Annotated in this window: 19 protein-coding genes; 17 read left to right on the top strand and 2 right to left on the bottom strand. The window is 41.1% G+C overall.

Going from position 1 to position 20,308, the window contains the following annotated elements; translation table 11 throughout:
* Positions 1-242: 242 nt before the first annotated feature.
* From BXY41_RS26595 to BXY41_RS00180, 13 genes are all read left to right on the top strand, one after another.
* Positions 243-878: a DUF5067 domain-containing protein gene (locus BXY41_RS26595; RefSeq protein ID WP_104433344.1), complete on the top strand. Its 636-nt coding sequence runs from the start codon at positions 243-245 to the stop codon at positions 876-878.
* Positions 879-1,042: 164 nt separating this feature from the next.
* Positions 1,043-2,188 (top strand): glycosyl hydrolase family 18 protein, encoded by a 1,146-nt coding sequence (locus BXY41_RS00125; protein ID WP_104433346.1) that lies wholly within the window; start codon positions 1,043-1,045, stop codon positions 2,186-2,188.
* A gap of 197 nt (positions 2,189-2,385) precedes the next feature.
* The gene (locus BXY41_RS00130; RefSeq protein WP_170072115.1) at positions 2,386-3,216 is read left to right on the top strand and encodes a helix-turn-helix domain-containing protein; all 831 of its coding nucleotides are present in this window, start codon (positions 2,386-2,388) and stop codon (positions 3,214-3,216) included.
* 84 nt (positions 3,217-3,300) lie between these two features.
* Positions 3,301-4,293: an ABC transporter substrate-binding protein gene (locus BXY41_RS00135; RefSeq protein ID WP_104433350.1), complete on the top strand. Its 993-nt coding sequence runs from the start codon at positions 3,301-3,303 to the stop codon at positions 4,291-4,293.
* A gap of 99 nt (positions 4,294-4,392) precedes the next feature.
* On the top strand, positions 4,393-6,138 hold the full coding sequence (locus BXY41_RS00140) for an ABC transporter ATP-binding protein (protein ID WP_104433352.1): 1,746 nt from the start codon (positions 4,393-4,395) through the stop codon (positions 6,136-6,138).
* Between the two features lie 2 nt (positions 6,139-6,140).
* Positions 6,141-7,139, top strand: a complete 999-nt coding sequence (locus BXY41_RS00145) for a FecCD family ABC transporter permease (RefSeq protein WP_104433354.1) — start codon at positions 6,141-6,143, stop codon at positions 7,137-7,139.
* A complete protein-coding gene (locus tag BXY41_RS00150) occupies positions 7,140-8,180 on the top strand; it encodes a FecCD family ABC transporter permease (RefSeq protein WP_104433356.1) in 1,041 nt (346 codons plus the stop codon). It abuts the gene before it with no gap.
* A 20-nt stretch (positions 8,181-8,200) separates the two neighbouring features.
* A complete protein-coding gene (locus BXY41_RS00155) occupies positions 8,201-9,028 on the top strand; it encodes an ABC transporter ATP-binding protein (protein ID WP_104433358.1) in 828 nt (275 codons plus the stop codon).
* 21 nt (positions 9,029-9,049) lie between these two features.
* Positions 9,050-9,790 (top strand): nucleotide-binding protein, encoded by a 741-nt coding sequence (locus BXY41_RS00160; protein ID WP_104433360.1) that lies wholly within the window; start codon positions 9,050-9,052, stop codon positions 9,788-9,790.
* A 34-nt stretch (positions 9,791-9,824) separates the two neighbouring features.
* On the top strand, positions 9,825-11,102 hold the full coding sequence (locus BXY41_RS00165; RefSeq protein WP_104433362.1) for a nitrogenase component 1: 1,278 nt from the start codon (positions 9,825-9,827) through the stop codon (positions 11,100-11,102).
* Positions 11,089-12,240, top strand: coding sequence for a nitrogenase component 1 (locus tag BXY41_RS00170; RefSeq protein WP_104433364.1), 1,152 nt, complete (start codon positions 11,089-11,091; stop codon positions 12,238-12,240). Before BXY41_RS00165 ends, BXY41_RS00170 begins: the two co-directional genes overlap by 14 nt.
* Positions 12,241-12,420: 180 nt before the next feature.
* Positions 12,421-12,966, top strand: coding sequence for a GNAT family N-acetyltransferase (locus tag BXY41_RS00175; RefSeq protein WP_104433366.1), 546 nt, complete (start codon positions 12,421-12,423; stop codon positions 12,964-12,966).
* 76 nt (positions 12,967-13,042) lie between these two features.
* The gene (locus BXY41_RS00180; protein WP_104433368.1) at positions 13,043-13,432 is read left to right on the top strand and encodes a VOC family protein; all 390 of its coding nucleotides are present in this window, start codon (positions 13,043-13,045) and stop codon (positions 13,430-13,432) included.
* A gap of 86 nt (positions 13,433-13,518) precedes the next feature.
* On the opposite strand, the gene BXY41_RS00185 is transcribed toward BXY41_RS00180, so the two are convergent.
* On the bottom strand, positions 13,519-14,127 hold the full coding sequence (locus BXY41_RS00185; protein WP_104433370.1) for a DUF1847 domain-containing protein: 609 nt from the start codon (positions 14,125-14,127) through the stop codon (positions 13,519-13,521).
* Between the two features lie 28 nt (positions 14,128-14,155).
* Positions 14,156-14,848 carry a hypothetical protein gene (locus BXY41_RS00190; RefSeq protein ID WP_104433372.1) on the bottom strand — a complete coding sequence of 231 codons (693 nt, stop codon included), beginning with the start codon at positions 14,846-14,848 and terminating at the stop codon, positions 14,156-14,158.
* 338 nt (positions 14,849-15,186) lie between these two features.
* Between BXY41_RS00190 and larE the strand changes: the two genes are divergently transcribed.
* The 4 genes from larE (at position 15,187) to BXY41_RS00210 (ending at position 20,296) form a co-directional block, all read left to right on the top strand.
* Positions 15,187-15,999, top strand: coding sequence for an ATP-dependent sacrificial sulfur transferase LarE (larE, locus tag BXY41_RS00195; RefSeq protein WP_104433374.1), 813 nt, complete (start codon positions 15,187-15,189; stop codon positions 15,997-15,999).
* Positions 16,000-16,120: 121 nt separating this feature from the next.
* Positions 16,121-17,092 (top strand): leucine-rich repeat protein, encoded by a 972-nt coding sequence (locus BXY41_RS00200; protein ID WP_104433376.1) that lies wholly within the window; start codon positions 16,121-16,123, stop codon positions 17,090-17,092.
* Between the two features lie 351 nt (positions 17,093-17,443).
* Positions 17,444-18,763 (top strand): vWA domain-containing protein, encoded by a 1,320-nt coding sequence (locus BXY41_RS00205; protein WP_104433378.1) that lies wholly within the window; start codon positions 17,444-17,446, stop codon positions 18,761-18,763.
* 18 nt (positions 18,764-18,781) lie between these two features.
* Complete coding sequence (locus BXY41_RS00210; RefSeq protein WP_104433380.1) at positions 18,782-20,296, top strand: ATP-binding protein; 1,515 nt, start codon at positions 18,782-18,784, stop codon at positions 20,294-20,296.
* Positions 20,297-20,308 lie beyond the last annotated feature (12 nt).

Consider the following 20,308-nt stretch of genomic DNA (forward strand, 5'->3'; position numbering starts at 1 on the left):
ACATTTTTATGAAGCTTGGAAATCCTTGATTTAGCGGGGCGCTGCATTATCCTGGATTAGCGAAGTAAATAACTATATACAATGTAATTAATGTGATATATTTACGTATCTAATTTATCTATATTGTTTTATTTAATTATAGAATAAAAATAATTTGGTAATATTTTCTAAATAATTGTTGCCATAATTTGCATTTAAGTTATAATAAATAGATATAAATATAAAAACCAAGGGAGAGACAAATGAAAAAAGTAAAATTAGTTGTTGCAACTATCATTGCGACAACTGTAATGAGTATGACAGCTTTTGCAGGGGAATGGAAACAAGATACGACAGGCTGGTGGTATCAGAATGATAATGGAAGTTATCCTATAAATTGTTGGCAAGAAATTAATGGTAAACAATACTATTTTAATGAATCAGGCTATATGTTAGCAAACACTATTACACCAGATGGAAAACAGGTTGGTATTAATGGAGAGTTGGTTCAAGAGCCACTTTTTGATATTGCAACAGATAAATACCGCAAGAAATACACTGATTACCAATTATCTACTGATTATCATGGTAATGCTGTAATAGTTATATACTTTGATTTCACAAACAACTCCAATGGCATTATGTCCGCTAGTGGTGGTTCTATTTACACGTCAGCTTATCAAAATGGTGTCAAGCTTGATCTTGGTATAATTCGTAAAGATAATGATGAGACTCATAGGGCACACAAAGGTCAAGTAGATTACTTTAAATTAATTGAGCCAGGAGAAACACGAAATGTTGCAGATATTTATATACTTAACGATAATAGTCCTGTTACTTTTAAAGTTGAGTCATTCGGATACGGTAAAGATGCAACGGTTGTCTTTAATCTTGAATAATTAGTTTTTTATAGACAAACTACAGGCGGGTCCGGTATGACGGGCTCGCCTATATAGTTCTTTTAAATTGTAATCAATGTAATTCAGCAGTTTCTATTATGTTTCTATCATGTTTCCAGCTGATTTTTCATATGCTTTACCAATTCAGGTAAAAGGGTGCTGCTATGAACATATATGTAGTACAGCCGGGTGACAGTGTAGATTCCATTGCCGCGTCCCAGAACGTTCCGGTAGAAGCTTTGACATATGACAATCAGATTTATCCTCCATACCGCCTGGCAGTTGGTCAGGCACTTTATATCAGGGGTGACAGTCCTCCCGAAGACAGGATTCCTCTTTATGTGTTTGGCTATGCATATCCCTTCATTAATCCGGATAATCTGGATGAAACCCTTCCATTTCTCACTGATCTTTACGTTTTTTCCTATGGATTTACGTTAGAGGGAGATATAGTTCCGCCTCAGAGCCCGGATGACTGGATGATCGATCGTGCATTGGAAGCTGGAGTGCGCCCGATTCTGACTTTAACGCCCTTCGGACCAGACGGCCGGTTTAATAATAATCTTGTAACAAACCTGGTACACAACCCACAGATTCAGCAGCGCCTGATATGGAATCTTGGTAAGATCATGCAGGAGAAACGATTTGGCGGTCTGGATATTGACTTTGAGTACATTATGGCAGATGACCGTCAGGCTTATGCGGACTTTGTAAAACGGATCACCCAGATCATGAATCAGTTTGGCTATCAGGTAACAGTAGCACTTGCCCCCAAAACATCGGCAGATCAGAGCGGGCTGTTATATGAGGGCGTGGATTACAGGCTTCTGGGGGAAGCGGCAAACAGGGTTTTGCTTATGACTTATGAGTGGGGGTATACATACGGCCCGCCCATGGCAGTAGCACCAATCAATATGGTTAGAAAAGTGGTAGACTACGCAATTACTGAAATCCCATTATATAAGATCAGTCTGGGAATCCCGAATTACGGATATGACTGGCCGCTCCCATACGAAAGGGGAGTCACCAGAGCGGAAACCGTAAGCAATTTGGAAGCGGTTCAGATTGCAATTGAAAATGGTGCAGAAATTCAGTTTGATGAAGAGGCCATGTCACCATTTTTCCATTATTGGAAATATGGAGTGGAACATGAAGTCTGGTTTGAAGATGTGAGGAGTTATAAGGCTAAATTTGATCTTATAAAAGAGTATGGATTAACGGGAGCAGGATATTGGCAGATTATGCAGTTCTTCCGGGCTAACTGGCTGGTGTTGAGTCAGATGTTTGTGGCAAGGAAGGTTGGGGATTAAAGATAGTGAATGCAGGGTGAGGAAATTGTAAATTTCCTCACCCTGCATTTTTTATAGTTGTTTATGCTAATGAGAATGTAATCTACTGATAATGGCAAACAAATTGCCTATTTCTAAAACTTATGCTATAGTATACTAAAAAGTTAGCTAAAACTAACTCAATGACTGCAGTGCTTCATATTAAAGAGGAAAGACAAATGAATCAAAACAATTTAGTGTTGAAATATGCAAAAGCAAATTTAGAAATGGACGAAGCATTCCATATATGCGTTCCTCCCGGCAGCAGGGTAGATGCTGTGACGACCATGCAGGGGGTTTGCGGATTTGTAATTCCCATCCATGGAAAAGCATTATTTAAGGTATGTAATGAAAACTATGAGTTGAAAAGAGGAACCATCCTCCATGCAGGGCCGGACATGAACTTAAGTAAGGAAGTAATTGGAGAGGAAGAGTGGGAGTTCATATTGCTCCATTACCGGGTGTTACAAGAGGAAAAAAGGATAGATTCTCTTTTAAATATGCATTATACAATAAATCTATTTCCCAGTCAGAGTGAGGAAATCATGAAAATTACAGATTACATCATGGACCAGCAGAAGCAATATGGTACGAGATATATGCTATCCACAAAAATTTTATTATATGAGCTGATTGAAAAACTCTTTGCCTTTTCCGAAGAGTGTCCGGTAAAAAAGCCAAAGGATTGGATTGAGGAGGTTCTTTTATACATTCAGGAACATTTGGAAGACAATTTATCTGTATCTCAGATTGCAGAACATTTTAAAATGGGTGGGAAGCAGTTTTCCTATTCCTTTCAGAAAAAGACAGGACTCCCACCAAAGAGATATATTATGGATATCCAACTGAAAAAAGCCAAAGAGCTTTTGTCAGAAAGCAGTTTAAGCATTGCAGAGGTTTCCAGACGGATTGGCTATGAGGATGCACTTCATTTTAGCCGGATGTTCAAGCGGAGTACAGGCATAGCGCCCAGTGTATTTCATCGCCATTTTGGAAAAAATCCATATTAATTTGGGAAAAAGTCCATTCATTTTCCCATTTTCTTATGCTATATTCTCCTTTGTAAAGGAAAGATAAAGTAAAAAGGAGACCATATGAAAAAAATTTTATCCATTGTAGCCGCTACAGCATTATCCGTGTCATTACTATCAGGCTGTCAAAGCAACAGGGAAAAGACAACTGCAGATATAAAGGACTCAGCAGATATGACTGAATCAGCTGTGGAATCAGTTACTGAATCCGGAATAACTTATCCATATGAATACACAGATGCAGCAGGAAGAACCATTGCCATTGAAAAAGAACCACAAGCGGTGGTGACCAATTATCTTCCGTTATGGGAAACCTTGATTCTTTTAGGAGTTAAGCCAATTGCTGTATCTGGTGCAGATAATTACATAAAGACCTGGGATGCCTTTTCGGGGTACGATGTAAGCGGAGTGAAGGATCTTGGTGCCAGTGAGCTTAACCTGGAATTGCTTGCCCAGTTAAAACCGGATATGATACTAAACCAGAGCTATGATATGAAAAATCTGGAGATTGAAAATCTGGAGAAAATCGGACCAGTCGCTGTCTTTGGAAATGATACGAAGATGGATTGGCGGCTTAGCCTGAGAGAAGTTGCAAAAATAGTGAATAAACAGGACAAGGCAGAAGAAGTAATTAAAGACATGGATGAAAAGCTGGGGGCGGACAGAGAAAAGCTGGCAGAAAAATATAAAGACCAGACCGTAGTTCAGTTTTCACTTATGGGTAAAGATAAATATTACGTTGCATACCGCCCGGATCTATATGATAAGGAGAAAGGACTGGGATTAAATGTTCCGGAGGGCTTTACACAGTCAGAAACTTATGAGCAGATTTCAATGGAAGCACTTGTTAAGATGAACCCTGATTACATCTTTGTCAATGTATTTGACGGGGATGAGCCGTTATTGGAAGAACTTGAGAATAACTCTGTGTGGAAGTCATTAAAGGCGGTAAAGAATGAACATATATACCAGATTGATGGAAGCGGACATGCAGCCAGTCCTCTTGCAACTTTATATACCGTAAATTTTATCACTGATAAATTAACGGCCGATTAAATTGCAGAAACTTAAGGAAAAGTGGTATTTTCAAACAGGCAGATACGGTGTCTTTACGAATGTATCTGTCTGTTTCATTCTTTAGAAATGAGAGAAACGATGTTAAAACAGGCAATAAAGTATTATAAGCCCTATAAATTTCTATTTTTAATTGATTTACTCTGTGCAGTGGCGGTAGCTGTAATTGAATTATTATTTCCCTATGCCATCAGTCACATTGTTGACGACCTGCTTCCCCTGGGAAAATGGGATGAGATGGTAAAAATCAGTCTTTTGCTGGTTCTTGCATATTTTATAAATACCTTTTTATATATGGTCATTGATTATTGGGGTGAAAAGCTGGGCATGTACATTGAAAATGACCTGCGTAATGACCTCTTTACCCACTTGCAGAAGATGTCTTATCAGTTCTTTGATAATAATAAAACCGGACAGCTAATTGCAAAGGTTACGAACGATCTGCATCAGATAGGAACGGTTGCTCACTATGCACCAGAGCAGTTTCTGGTTGCCGGATCTATGTTAGTAACCACAGTGATCATTATGATGTCGATCAGTAAGATGCTTGCCTGCCTGATCGTAATAAATGTAGGGTTACTGTTAGCGGTCAATATTAATTTTACAAAGGTCATGGTCAATATTTCACGGAGATTGTTTGGCAATGTGGAAGAGATGTCAGCAGAACTGGAAGAGAATTTTGCGGGAATTCGTGTGGTACAGGCTTATTGCTGTGAAGCACATCAAAGAGAGACATTCCAAAAAACCACAGAGCGTTATTGCAAACGGCAGCAGGAGGGCTTTCTTCGAATGGCGGCCTGTAATGGAATTACATATTTTGTCACAAAACTTCTTCCGGTGTTAATTATACTGGCTGGTGGCTGGCTGGCACTCCATGGCAGAATCAGTGAGGGACAATTTTTTAGTTTTATTCTGCTTACCAATCTGCTGCTAAAACCGGTTGAAATGCTAAGTAATTTTGCTGCACGATACCCAAAAGGAATTGCTGGATTTCAAAATTTTGTGGAACTCATGAAGATAGAGCCTGATATTAAGGACCGTGAGGATGCAGTGGAACTGGAACAGCCAAAGGGCGAGATTGTATTTAAGGATGTGAACTTTTCCTATGAAGAAGGAAAAACGGTTCTTGAGAATCTGTCTCTTACCATAAGGGAAGGAGAGACGGTAGCTTTTGTAGGAAACTCTGGCTCTGGAAAAAGTACGATCTGCGGTTTGATTCCAAGATTCTATGAAATCAGCAAAGGCTCCATTCACATTGAAGGAAAGAACATTCAGGATATCCGTTTAAAATCCTTGAGACAGCATATCGGTGTAGTGGCGCAGGATGTATTTCTTTTCTCCGGAACAATAGAAGAAAATATCCGGGTGGGAAAACAAGATGCAAGTGAGGAAGAGCTGTGGAAAGCAGCAAAGCAGGCAAATCTTTATGATTTTATTATAGAACAGCCCAAAGGAATGAAAACCATGATCGGGGAGCGGGGAATCAAGCTTTCCGGCGGGCAAAAGCAAAGACTATCCATTGCAAGAATGTTTTTAAAAAATCCCCCGATTCTGATTCTTGATGAGGCAACCTCAGCTCTTGATGCAGAAAATGAAATGGAAATCCACCGCTCCTTACGAGAACTTTCCAAAGGAAGAACCACACTTTTAATTGCCCATCGTTTTTCTACCATTAAAGATGCCAGCCGTATCATTGTGGTGGAGCCAGGCGGAACAATTCAGGAAGGAACTCACGAAGAGCTAATGAAAGGCAATGGGATTTATAAAAAGTTATATGAATTACAACAGAATGCACTTACTAATGACAGATTGAGTGGGAAGGAGTAAGAATGAAATACAGGAACCGGGCTATAATCGTGATTTCAGGCAGCCTTTTTGTGCTCTGCGTGGCGATTTTCATATCCATTATGACGGGTGCCGCTAACCTCACTTTTCAGGTCGTGAGTGACTCATTTTTCTCGTTTCATGCAGACGACTCAAATCATCTGCTGGTTCGGGACATGAGAGTACCGAGAGCGATCTCCGGTGCCTTAATCGGAGCTGCACTTGCTGTGGCAGGAGCAATGATGCAGGGTATGACCAGAAATCCACTGGCAGATTCCGGTCTTATGGGACTAAGTGCAGGTGCGGGATTATTTTTGGCAGTTTCCCTGATATTTTTAAAGGGAATGAGTTATTCCGGGATTATTGGAATGACCTTTCTTGGAGCCGCTTTTGGCGCAGGGAGCGTACATCTGATCAGCATTTTGGTTCCGGGGGGAAATGAATCCATGAAGCTGGTACTTGCAGGGGCTACTGTAAGCACATTATTTTCTGCTATCAGCCAGGCCATTGCCATCTACACCAATGCTTCCCAAAGTATTATGTTCTGGACCATGGGAAATGCTTCTGGAGTCACCTGGTCCCAGTTAAGGATCGGAGGCCCCGTAATAGCCGCCAGCATTGTGGCTGGAATTGGTTTATCAAAGAGAATTTCTATCTTGAATATGGGAGAGGAGACCGCAAGGGGGTTAGGAGTAAACACCGGACAGACCAGAAGACTGGGAACGATTCTGGTAGTACTGCTTTCTGGAACCTCCTTTGCTCTTTGCGGAAGTATTACTTTTGTAGGAATGATGATTCCTCATTTTGTAAGATTTCTGGTGGGACCGGATTATCGGCTCATTATCCCGATCAGCGCCTTACAGGGAGCCGTTTTGGTGGTGGTGGCAGATGTGTTCTCAAAGACCATTAATGCTCCGGCTGAGATTCCCCTGGGAGCGGTAATCGGGGTGATTGGTGTCCCGATCTTTCTTTATTATGCAAGCAAAGAAAGGGGGAGGGATTAAATGCAGAATCTATGGAAACAGTCCCGCTGTATTCGTTTACTGGCAATGTCATTACTGCTCTTAGGCTTCCTTTTCTTTGTAAGTATTAACGCTGGCTATACTCCCATTGGAATGGGAGATATGCTGCGTATTTTAAGCGGTGGGGGAGATGGTGGAGAGAACATGATTGTATTCGACTTCCGCCTTCCTCGTATCGTGACTGCTATATTAGTGGGCATGGGATTTTCCCTGTCAGGATGTGTGCTGCAGGGCATTACGAGAAATCCGTTGGCAGATCCGGGACTTCTGGGCATTAATTCCGGTGCAGGAATCGTAGTTCTGATTTTTATGACATTGTCCGGTACCCTTAGTATGGGAGGTGTTCTGAGCCTTCCCTTCCTATCCTTGCTTGGAGCATTGCTGACCAGTGGATTGCTATATGTCATCTCAGTGCAAAAAGGACGGGGACTCAATACTGCCCGTCTGATACTCAATGGAATTGCCATTCAGGCCGGTATCAATGCACTGATGACCATACTGGTCCTTAAACTGGATGACACTCAGTACAATACTCTGGCTGTCTGGCAAGCGGGAAGTATTCATAATTCCAACTGGAAGATGGTTATCAGTCTGGTCCCCTGGATTTTTACCGCAATGGGATACCTGTGTTTGAGAGCGAGGGAGCTGGATATTTTGATGGTCGGCGATGAACTTTCTGCCGGAGTGGGAGTTTCAGTTCAAAAAGAGAAGAAAATACTCCTATTTATGGCGGTGGCACTAGCGGCCGCTTCTGTATCAGTAAGCGGAAGCCTGCATTTTGTAGGACTTTTAGGACCACATATGGCAAGAAGAATTGTTGGCTCCAGACACAGGATTCTTCTTCCTTTTTGCGCTGTGACCGGTGCAATTCTGGTACTGGCAGCGGATACCATAGGCAGGATTATAATAGAGCCGTCGGAGATTCCGGCAGGAATTGTAGCTGCAATTTTAGGCGCACCTTATTTCCTCTTTCTTTTAGTTGCAAACAGCCGTGCTGGAAGAAAAGAGAACACAGGAATATAAAACATTTGGGAGGAACCAGGATGAGAGAATTGAAGACAGAACAGGTGAGAGTGGCTTATGGGGAGAATGTTATTATTGAAAACTTAAGCTTAGAGATACCTTCTGGTAAAATCACCACCATCATAGGTCCCAATGGATGCGGCAAATCCACTCTGTTAAAAACCATCGGAAGGCTTATGAAGGCGAAAAAGGGAGTGGTGTATCTGGATGGCACAGACATCTACCGGTTATCCGGTAAAGAATTTGCCAGGAAACTTGCAATTCTTCCTCAGAGTCCTCTTGCACCCGAAGGTCTGACAGCGGAAGAACTGGTATCTTATGGACGATATGCTCATCAAAAGGGATTTGTAAAACAAAGTGAAAAGGACCGGGAGATAATCAGGTGGGCGCTTGAAGTTACCAATCTTTCAGCACTTGGCAAAAGAAGTATTGACCATATGTCCGGAGGACAACGGCAGAGGGTGTGGATAGCCATGGCATTGGCACAGCAGGCAGATATAATTTTACTTGATGAGCCAACTACTTATCTGGATGTGGCCTATCAGCTTGAGATATTGGAACTATTAGAAAATCTCAATAAAACCCAGGGGTGTACCATTGTAATGGTGCTTCATGACATCAATATGGCTTCCAGGTATGCGGATTATCTCATTGCATTAAAAAAAGGAAAAGTAATAGGGAAAGGTACGCCCCATCAGGTGATTACCAGGGAGTTACTCCGGGAGGTCTATCAGATTGAGGCGGATATTATGATAGAAGATTACAGTAAAAAGCCGGTTTGCATGTCCTGTCGGCTTTGCCGTAGCAAGGAAATTGACACAGCGGTGGTAGAAACAGCAATCGTGTAGTAAAATGGAGGTCATTAAAATATGAAGAAAATAGCAATATACGGAAAAGGCGGCATTGGAAAATCCACTACAGTTTCCAATCTGTCTGCAGCACTGGCTGCTAAAGGATATAGAGTGATGCAGATCGGGTGTGATCCTAAAGCAGATTCCTCCAGGAATTTGACCGGAGGAAAGAAAATTCCAACGGTACTGGAGCTTTTGCGGGATAAAGAGAATCTGGTTCTTACGGATCTGGTCCATGAGGGAGATGAAGGCGTACTATGCGTGGAAGCCGGAGGACCGGTTCCTGGAGTTGGATGTGCAGGGCGAGGAATTATAACGGCATTTGAGAAGCTGGAGGAGTTAGATGCATTTTCCGTATATCAGCCGGATATTGTAATCTATGATGTCCTGGGAGATGTGGTATGCGGTGGATTTGCCATGCCAATTCGGGGCGGTTATGCAGAGGAAGTCTACATCGTATCTTCCGGTGAGATGATGTCCTTGTACGCAGCAAATAACATTGCATCAGCCGTTAAGATGTTTGGGAAACGAAAATATGCCTCTCTCCGGGGAATTATTTTAAACAGCAAAAACATTGATAATGAAGAAGCGCTGGTGGAACAGGCAGCCAGGGAGATTGAGACCCAGGTGGTGTTTCAGATACCAAGAAATCCGCTGATCCAGCAGGCAGAAGCATTGGGAAAAACCGTAGTCAGTGCATTCCCGGATAGTGAGATGGCAAAAAACTATGAGAAACTTGGCAATTTGATTTTTAGTTAAGCCAGTTATTTACCAAACTGAAAAGGAGATTTTTATGAGTCAACAGCATAAGGCCTGTCTGTTATCTGAGGTAGAGAGCAATCAGGGAATCCCTTTTTCCCATGCAGCCCCGGCCGTGGGGCATCATTGTCCCATGCATACGGCTCTGGCAACGCTTCAGGGGGTAAGGGGTGTTTCCACGCTTGTTGTGGGAATGCCGGAGTGCGGATTTTACAGCAGATATGTAATGGAGACACCAAAAGGTCCTGATGGAGAACTTCACTATACGTATGTGTTAGATGACAATGAAGTGGTATTTGGATGCCGGGAAGGATTACTAAAAGCGCTGGAAGAAATGCAACGAGACGGGGCAGATGCAATTGCTGTCATAATGACTTGTGTCCCGGCACTGATTGGAGAAGACATTCAGGAAATTACGGAAAGTTTTGGTACAGGGCACAGGGCCAGGGCAGCTGCCATGGATCTGGCCCATTATAAGCGCAATGGCTATGAGGCTGGTTATTATGAAACTTATCTGGCACTGGCAGAATTTTGTGATGCATCAAAGAAGGAAAATATGGTCTTTCTTTTAGGCGGAGCCCAGTCACAAGAGGGCAGGGAACTATGTGAATGGTTGTATACAGGGCCTTCTTCCTATGATATCGTTACAATTGAAGATGTCTTTGAATTAAGTCAGTTTACTAAAATCAGCAGTTCCTGCCTCAATATCGTCACGAATATCCATTTCCTTCCGCTGGCAAAGCGGTTAGAAGCAATCTATGATATCCCTTATGTTTTTTTGGGAGAAACTTATGGAAGAGGTGGCATTCAGGAGGTATATAAGAAAATCGGAGCCACCCTTCTGTTGAAAGAGACTCCGGTCTTTTCCCACTCCCAGGAGGCCGCTAAGTTAGAGGCCAGTGTGAGAGAAAGGTTAGAGGGCAGCCGCTTTCTCCTTACAGCAAACATTCCGGATGCCCTGATTTTAACCGAGTATCTGTGTTCCCTTTCTATGACGCCCTGTTTTCTTCATCTGGAAGAATACCAGCAGTGGATGAAAGAATGGAAAAATAAGATATTGTCCCACGGTTCCAATCCTTTGACTGCATTTCTTGTAGAAGATAGCATAGCAGAAGACGGATTTAAGGAGCTTGGTTTTGAAAAGCCGGGAAGTTATCGGTTTGTCATTGGAAAAGAGATTGGAGAGGAGATTGGTTGTCTGAAAGCTGGAAGAAGCTTTTTGCCGCCGCTCATTGGATATGAGAGAACCCTTGCCCTTCTTAAACTTCTTGACGGGCTTTTAAGAGAGGAGAATACCTATGCCGCTTTATAAGAACGTACCGGAGCCATCGGGAAGAATGGGACTAATATGGTCGCTGGCGACAATCTATGACAGCGCAGTCATTGAATATGGTTCTATGGGACATATGCTGTACGCCCAAAAATGGATGAATCAGACCGGGATGATAAAATATGGGGAATTGATATCTACTCATTTGTCCGAAAAGGATATTGCACTGGGGATTACAAAAAGGCTGGAAGAATGTGTAGAAGAAGTGGTAAAACCTGGTCGTGCCAAAGTGATATTTTTGATTCCATCAAGTGTGCCCGAGATGATTGGGACCGATCTGGAATCCATTGGTGAAGAGCTGTCGGCGGCATATCCGGGCATCCCAATTATTACATTTAAAGCAGGTAATTTTAAGGCATCAAGGGAACAGGGGATGGAGGAAGCCTATGAGAAAATTGTCCGACACTTGTCAGAAGAAGGCAATGAAGGAATCGGTACATTAAAAAAGGATTCTTTTAATTTATTTGGAATCTCCTGTGACTGGTCACGTTTTCAGGCGGACACAGCAGAGATCTGCCGCATGATGGAGAGAGGTTTTGACATGGAACCGGCGGCAATATTGGGATCATCCTGCAGTATGGATCAGATCTGCCAAATGACAAAGGCAAAAATAACGCTGGTTATTCGAAAAGAAGGCCTTAAAGCAGCTAAGCTACTTTATAAACAGTGGGGCGTTCCCTACCTTTATCTGGCACCTTATGGACTTGCCGGAACTCTTCAGTGGATAAAGGAACTGGAAACAATTCTTGGTAAAAGGGCAGAACAAACTTTCCTTAAAAAGGAGCAGGAAGAGGTCGCCCATGCAAAACATATCTGCCAGCTTTATACCCGACTTCATAAAGAGCGGGCAAACATATGGATTGGCGGAGAAGATGAATTAGCCAGAGGTATTAGCACATTTGCCATGAACGAGATTGGATTTACATTTGCTCAGGGTGGAATTCATATGTCCGATGGAGTAGAGCTTAGGAATAATCCCGGGTTGTTTTCCATTGAAGTCAGGCGCAGCATTCTGTCTCAGAGTATAAACCCTTATGAACTTCCATTTATGGGATTTCGGGGAGCCTTAAATTTATGCGGACTGTGGCACCAATATATAACGGACAGGACATTTCAGTGATTTGTTATGTGACACCAGAAAAGGAAGGAGCCGGCAAGAGGGGGGATCCTGCCGGCTAAAGTATGAAAAAAAGTATATTCTAAAAGGTTACTGGCCTCTTTACATTTATTACTATACCGGGAAATTGTGATAGGAGTTTGTTGTAACTGTGAATAGTTTGTGAAATGCAGTGGAGGATCTATGAGAACAATGGAGATTCTAACGGAGCGTCTGTGTTTAAAAGAATATGATAAGAGCTGTATTAATGATTTTTATAAGCTGAAATCATGCCCATCTGTCTGGACTTATTCAACTTTTGTTCCTGTGCAGAGTATGGGGGAAGCAGAACTTTTATTAAATGAACAAATTGTTTCAAGGCAACAGAACAAAGGGGGATTTATGCCTCTATATAAAAGAGATAATGGCCAGTATATCGGAGAGGCTGGAATTATTTCAATAAACAGGAATGCGGATCGATGTGAGATTGGCTATAATCTGCTGCCTGAATTTTGGAATCAGGGTTATGCCACTGAGATTGCCACAAAGCTGGTATTACATGCAATTAACGCTCTGAAATTTGAGCGAGTAGAAGCATTAGTGCTTTCAGATAACAAAGCATCATGCAGAGTCATGGAAAAATGTGGTTTTAAATGTGAAGGTATTCTAAGGCACTTTAATAAGCATGATGATAATTACCGTGATGTTAATTACTACGGTATCATATCCTCGGATATTAATTCTATCTGATGACATAATGAATAGGTGACAGACAGTTGTCCTGTTATATGTAGTATGATAGTAAAAAAGGAGGTATGACTAAGATATGAAATTAGATGGATTTGGCATTTTTGTAGAGGATATGTCAGTAATGGTACGGTTTTATCGTGATGTACTGGGATTTGATATAAAGGAAGACGAAAACACAACAAATGTTTACCTGGAGAAAGATGGTACCTTGTTTTTGCTGTATCGGAGAAGTGATTTTGAGAAGATGACAAACAGGGGATTTCATTATGCCAAGGGGATTAATGGGCATTATGAAATTGCGTTGGGCGTGGAAAATTTTGATGCTGTTGATCTGGCATTCCAGGATGTGGTTTCTAAGGGAGCTACTCCGGTTATGGAACCGGCCACAGAGCCATGGGGGCAGCGTACCTGCTATATTGCAGATCCGGAAGGTAATTTGATTGAAATTGGTTCATTTAATCAATAAATACAAACAGTAAGGCTGCTAACGTCCAGAATGAGCGTTAGCAGCCTTACTATCTGTCATTAAGCATCTGATTTCAAATGGCGAGCTTAATCCTTCGAAGGAAAAAGCTTATCGTGATAATACGCATTGGCCTGATAAATCGCGCCCAAAGGATTATGGCACAATACACGGTCTTTGACTGCAAATACGGTGACAGGAGCTTCGGAATACTTTATAAACAGAGAATCGTGTCCGACACAAAGACCAAGTACGATGTTTAAATCCGTTTTTGCTTCATTGAGAAAATGGGCCTGTGCGATTGGATTACACATAGCCACCGGATTATCATGAATTCCAATTAGCTCCCTGGAGAGATGACCGGTTTTACATAATATGGATTCCACCTGAAAACCATTGCTTACAAGTACTTTCCGCAATACTTCTGCTTCCTCTGTAAGCCCGATACAAAATGCCAGCCCCAGATTTTTGTATTCACATTCTCTGGCAAAGTCCATGGTTTCTTCCAATCTGGTTTTACTACCATATCTGTCACTTACCACAATCGCAGAAGCCCTGGAGATTTTTAAGTTTTCCTCATCCTGATATAAAGATGACAGATTCTCCATATCATTTGAGAGACTTGGGCAGCCTTTGGGTGCATTTGAAAAATCACCTGAACTGCAGGAATGAACTTTACAGGAAGCACAAAAATACATAATATTCACTTCTTTCTTTTCGTATTTTCTATTTTAGTAATTTTAATGTGTTTAATATCTCCTGGGCTTTACTCTGGGTATCCGGTGTATATAATGAGAAGACAAATATTATTTTATTTCCTCGGATACAGGCATAAAAATCTAAATTAATAACATTACTGTAGATATATCTGGATTTTATTGCTGCAAATTCCCCCAGCTGAGTGTTGGTTCGATCAATAAAAGTCACCTGTTCCGTTAATGCACTGACAAAACCCACTTCATATGCATTGGCATATATTTGTGGATCAAGATATTCAGGACATGTTTCGTTATCAAATGTAATTAACATTTTGTCGTTGGATATATCAAATGTTTGAGTATTACCATCAAAAGCAGTAGTGGTCACATCCCCTGGAATCTCAAGAGAGTACCCAAATTCTGTATTTTTATATGTATTGGAAGTTTTCTCTTTGTCGGCATTTGAATCAAGCCATTTCCCGGAAGCATCAAAGGTATAATTTACACCATTAATATTTTGTGTGGTATTTGTTAACATCACACCATTTTCATCAAAATAATACCAGTTACCCTGATCCTCAATCCACTGGCTGACCACTGGTGTTCCGTTCTGATCGTATTTCCACTGACCATTATCCTGTTGGATCCAACCAGCAAACGATTGTATGGCGAAAAGAGATGACAGACATGCTGATAATAATAGAATTTTTACTTTTTTCATATGATCCCCCTATTGTAACTGTTTTTATTTATTATATAGGAAAAAGGTACAGATTACAATCAGATGTGTCGAGCTGCCTCTGTTATTACAGACGGGCTCAATAGGCTTAGAAAAAGGGAGGAGCCGGTAAGATTGGCGGGATCCTACCGGCTGAAGTATGAAAAAGTATTTATATGAAAGGGTTATTAGCCTCTTTGTAATTATTAATATACCGGAAAAATGTGACCAGATCATGATGCTTCTGTGAAGAGTTTGTGAAAATGAGGAATTGACACTTCTCTTCCTGATTGCTATAATTCCTATAAACATATTAATAAAGTGTGGTAAAAGGAGACTATATGAATATACAAGAGAAAGACCAGAAATTGAGGACTTATATTTCAGAGTTGGAAAGTCTGGCAGTTGCTTTTTCTTCAGGGGTGGATTCAACATTTTTATTAAAAACGGCACATGAAGTTCTTGGAGACCGGGTGATTGCAGTGACAGCCAAATCCTGTTCCTTTCCGGAACGGGAGCTGAATGAGGCAATGCAGTTTTGTGAGAGAGAAGGAATCCGGCATTTTATTGTTGACAGTGAAGAACTGGATATAGAAGGTTTTAGCAGCAATCCAAAAAACAGATGCTATTTATGCAAGCATGAGTTGTTTGAAAAAGTGGCAGAAGTTGCGGCAGAGCATGGGATAAAGGAGATAGCGGAAGGCTCTAATCTGGATGATAACGGCGATTACCGTCCCGGGCTCATTGCAGTTGCAGAGCTGGGGGTCCACAGCCCCCTTCGCTATGCAGAGCTGAATAAGGAGGAAATAAGGGAGTTATCCAGGGGACTGGGATTAGATACATGGAATAAGCAATCGTTCGCCTGCCTGTCCAGCCGGTTTGTGTATGGGGAAACTATTTCCAAAGAAAAGCTCTCTATGGTTGACAAAGCGGAACAGCTTTTACTGGACTTAGGGTTTTCCCAGGTGAGAGTCCGCATCCATGGTACAATAGCCAGGATTGAAGTGCTCCCGGATCAGATTGCCCAGCTTATTACAGAACCTAAAAAAAGTGTGATAACGGCAGAGTTTCATCGGATTGGATTTACCTACGTGACACTGGATTTAGACGGTTACCGCATGGGGAGCATGAACTTAACGTTGAATAAAGAATAAATATAAGGAGAATCTACAGGAGAAAATTATTTTTCCTGAAGGTTCTTTTTTTTAACTGTTGATTTTTATGTCCTTTTCTGTTATATTGATTTGTTAAACAATCTATTGGAGAGGTATTAAAATGTTTTTATATCAGACAGTAAATGACCATGTGCGGATTTTGACCTCCAGAGGGTACGGGGGTGTTGTGCGTGTTCCGGAAAAAATTGGAAATCTTCCAGTGACGGAGTTGGCGGAGTATGCATTCTCCAACAGCGAAGGAAGAAATGAGATGCTCTCTCATATGGGAAATGGCATTCAAATGTGCGATGAAGAGGGAAATCCCGCTTCCTATGAGGAAAAGGATCTGCCTCCAGAAATAACAGGCGATCTTTTAGAGGATCTGTATCTACCTCCTTCCATTAGAAAAATTGGAAACTACGCTTTTTATAATTGTTTTAAATTTCGCCATTTGGAGTGTTACAGCTCTATAGCGGATCTGGGCTCCGGTTTATTTACGGGATGCCTTGGAATCAGAAATCTGGATCTTCATATTACAGACGGGAGCCGTTCCTGTATGCAGGGCATTGTATCGGAGCTCAGGCAGGAACTTTATGTAAATTATTATACAAAGGAAATGACTGCAAGATTGATATTTCCTGAAATGTACGAGGAGTCGGTGGAACACACGCCAGCTCGGATTGTATTCCGGGAGATGCATGGATGCGGTCATTTGTACCGATATTGCTTCGACCAGTCCGAATTTCAGTTTCATAAATATGATGCATTATTTCCCCATGTCCGTGTTCAGGAGCCGGATCGCCTGACTGCAGCGCTTGCGCTTTTAAGACTGTATACGCCTCTTAATCTTCTTCCCAGAGACAGAAAGACTTATGAGGATTATTTGAGGGAGCATCTACAGGCAGCTGCAGAAGCGACACAAAAAGAAAGTGAATTATTTCTCTGGCTGGCAGCTGAGTATTGCAAGGATCAGACAGATTTTGACCGGATGATGGATCTGGCATCGGAAAATAATAATACGGAGCTGTTAAGTTCACTAATGGATTTAAGACATTTGCGTTTCCCAGTAAAAAAACGTACATTTTCTCTTTAGTATGAATTAATTTTAATATTATTATTAATATAGAATGGTGTATGAAATGGGAGTTCGCTGGTTTCATGCACCTTTTTTAAATGCCTGTTCATGGGTATTGACATAAATTATAAATGGGTGTAGAATGGTGAACTGTTAGTTTACTTTAATGCACTAATATGAAAATAAACTTGCTTTATTATAATTTTCTTTTTTACTTTGATTAAAAGTAAGGCCAAAACAATAGAAAAAGAGTACTAATTTTGTTAGAATGAATTTATATAGAATCGCTGTCAGAATGATTCCTTTAGCGTTGTATATAATATTTAGGTTTTACTGTATTTAGGAAAGTATAGAAAGAAGGTAAATAGAATGATTGATCCGGTGAGACAGCGTCAGCTTGATGAACTGAACGAGGTAGAACTCGGACATGAAATACTTGGTAATGCAAGAAACGAACTTTATTTAAACTTCAGATATTTAGATGTTGCATTAAGCAGTTTTGGGTTTGAAGCAGATCGTTCCGGTTCCGGTCTCAGTACAGACGGCTATGTAATTTATTATCAGCCGGATTTGTTGTTTTCCATGTTCCGGGGAAGCCGTATAAGAATTAACCGGGCATATCTTCATATGCTTTTTCACTGTTTGTTCTGGCATCTGGGCTCTATGGGAAACCGTGATAAGCAATACTGGGATCTGGCATGTGATATTGTGGTTGAATCAATACTGGATGGATTTTATGTAAAATCTGTTTTTCAGCACCAGTCACCATATCGGCGTGAAATTTATGGCCAGATAAAAAGCAGACTTACTGTATTCACAGCGGAAGGTATCTACCGTCTTCTTATGGAAATGAATCTGTCAGAAGAAGCATTTCGCCGAATGCAGACAGAATTTTATGTAGACAGCCATGATAAGTGGGAGCAGGAAGAAGATCCCCGTATGAAGATAGAACGTCAGAATAAATGGCAGGATATCAGGGATAAAATGGAAACGGAGATGGAATCCTTTGGAGAAGAGGAGGATGATTCCTCCAGACAGCTTTTGGAACAGGTAAAGATAGAAAACCGGGAACGCTATGATTATAAACGGTTTTTAAGAAAATTCGCAGTTCTGAAAGAGGAAGCGGAGGTAGATCCTGATTCTTATGATTCCATATTCTATACGTATGGCCTGACGCTCTATAAAAATATGCCTTTGATTGAACCTCTTGAGACACGAGAAGTTTTTAAGATTGAAGATTTTGTAATCGTAATCGATACTTCCATGTCTGTCTCAGGTGATCTGGTGCGAAGCTTTCTGGAGCAGACCTACGAGGTTCTTGGGGAATCTGAAAGTTATTTTCGTAAAATAAACATTCATATCATACAGTGTGATGAACAGATCCGTTCCGATGTAACAATTACAAGCAGAGAAGAAATGGAAGATTATATGAAACATTTCACTCTTTCCGGATTTGGAGGAACTGATTTTCGGCCTGCATTTGAGTATGTAAATGGTCTGCTGAATAAAGGAACCTTTAAAAAACTCCGGGGGTTGTTGTATTTTACAGACGGCAAAGGAATCTATCCAGTAAAAATGCCTCCCTATGAAACTGCATTTGTGTTTATGGAAGATCAGTATCAGGACATATCAGTGCCAGGCTGGGCAATGAAAGTAATATTGACCAGGGAGGATCTGGAAGTAAATTAACAGGAGACCAACAAAACAATGAATATAAAACGAGCAAAAGAAGAAATTAAAAATACCATAGAGGCTTATCTGTTAAAAGATAACTACGGCTCCTACGAAATTCCTGCAATGCGGCAGAGACCGGTTTTCTTAATGGGACCGCCCGGAGTGGGAAAAACACAGATTATGGAGCAGATTGCAAGAGAGTGCCAGATTGGTCTGGTGGCTTATACCATCACCCATCATACAAGACAGAGCGCGGTGGGACTTCCATTTATCACAGATAAGGAATATGGAGGAAAACAGTACCGTGTGACGGAATATACCATGAGTGAAATTGTGGCATCTGTTTATAATAAGATAGAAAGCACTGGGTTATCGGAGGGAATTCTCTTTATTGATGAGATAAACTGCGTATCTGAAACACTGGCACCCACCATGCTTCAATTCCTACAATATAAAACTTTTGGAAATCACCGCATACCAGAAGGATGGATCATTGTAACTGCGGGAAATCCTCCGGAGTATAACAAATCCGTCCGTGATTTTGATGTGGTTACCTTAGATCGTATAAAACTGATTCATGTGGAGCCGGATTATGAGGTTTGGAAGGCTTATGCCTATGAGCATGAAGTCCATCCTGCAGTTATTTCCTATCTGAATGCAAGAACGGAAAACTTCTGTCGGATTGAAACTACAGTAGATGGAAAATTCTTTGCAACGCCAAGAGGCTGGGAGGATTTATCCAGTTTCATTAAAATTTATGAGCGTCTGGATAAGAAGCCAGATCGTGATGTAGTGGGTGAGTACATTCAGTATCCAAAGATAGCCAAGGATTTTGCCAATTATCTGGAGCTGTACTATAAATACCGGGATGATTATCAGATTGACGAAATACTGTCTGGCACAATCCGGGAAAGTTTGTGCAACAAATTAAGCCGTGCTCCCTTTGATGAGAAGCTAAATGTAATGGGACTCCTTTTATCCAGGTTGAGTCAGCATTTTAAGAAGGTGGCTGATCAGGGAGACCGTACAGGCCTGTTAATGGAAGAACTGAAAAAAGTTGATCCGGAAACAGATGGGAACACAAGCACCTCCATGGTGGAACGGTTACGTGACGTAAGAAGCCAGTGGAGTGAATCCGTAAAACAAAAACGGGAAGCAGGACTTTTAAACAGACGGGAAGATTTTTTATACCGTGATGTAGAAGCAATGCTGCTTAATATAGAAGAAACGATTAAAAAATCTTCAAAAAACAACATGGAAGAGGACTGGAAGCAGATTAGAGAGAGATTCCAAAAAGAAACAGAACGATACGATATGTTTTTTTCAGAAAGTGGAAAATCCCTTGAGCACGCATTTGATTTTCTGGAAGCATCCTTTGCAGCCGGCCAGGAAATGGTATTGTTTATTACAGAGCTAAATACTGGTTTTTACAGTATGAAGTTTTTAAAAGAGTATGAGTGTGAACGCTATTATCAATATAATAAAAGTCTTTTATTTAAAGACCGGGAGGACGAAATCAGATCAAGAATCACGAGTTTGGGAAAATAATGTATAAAAACC

It is taken from the genome of Lacrimispora xylanisolvens (genome assembly GCF_002934545.1).
Classification (GTDB): domain Bacteria; phylum Bacillota; class Clostridia; order Lachnospirales; family Lachnospiraceae; genus Lacrimispora; species Lacrimispora xylanisolvens.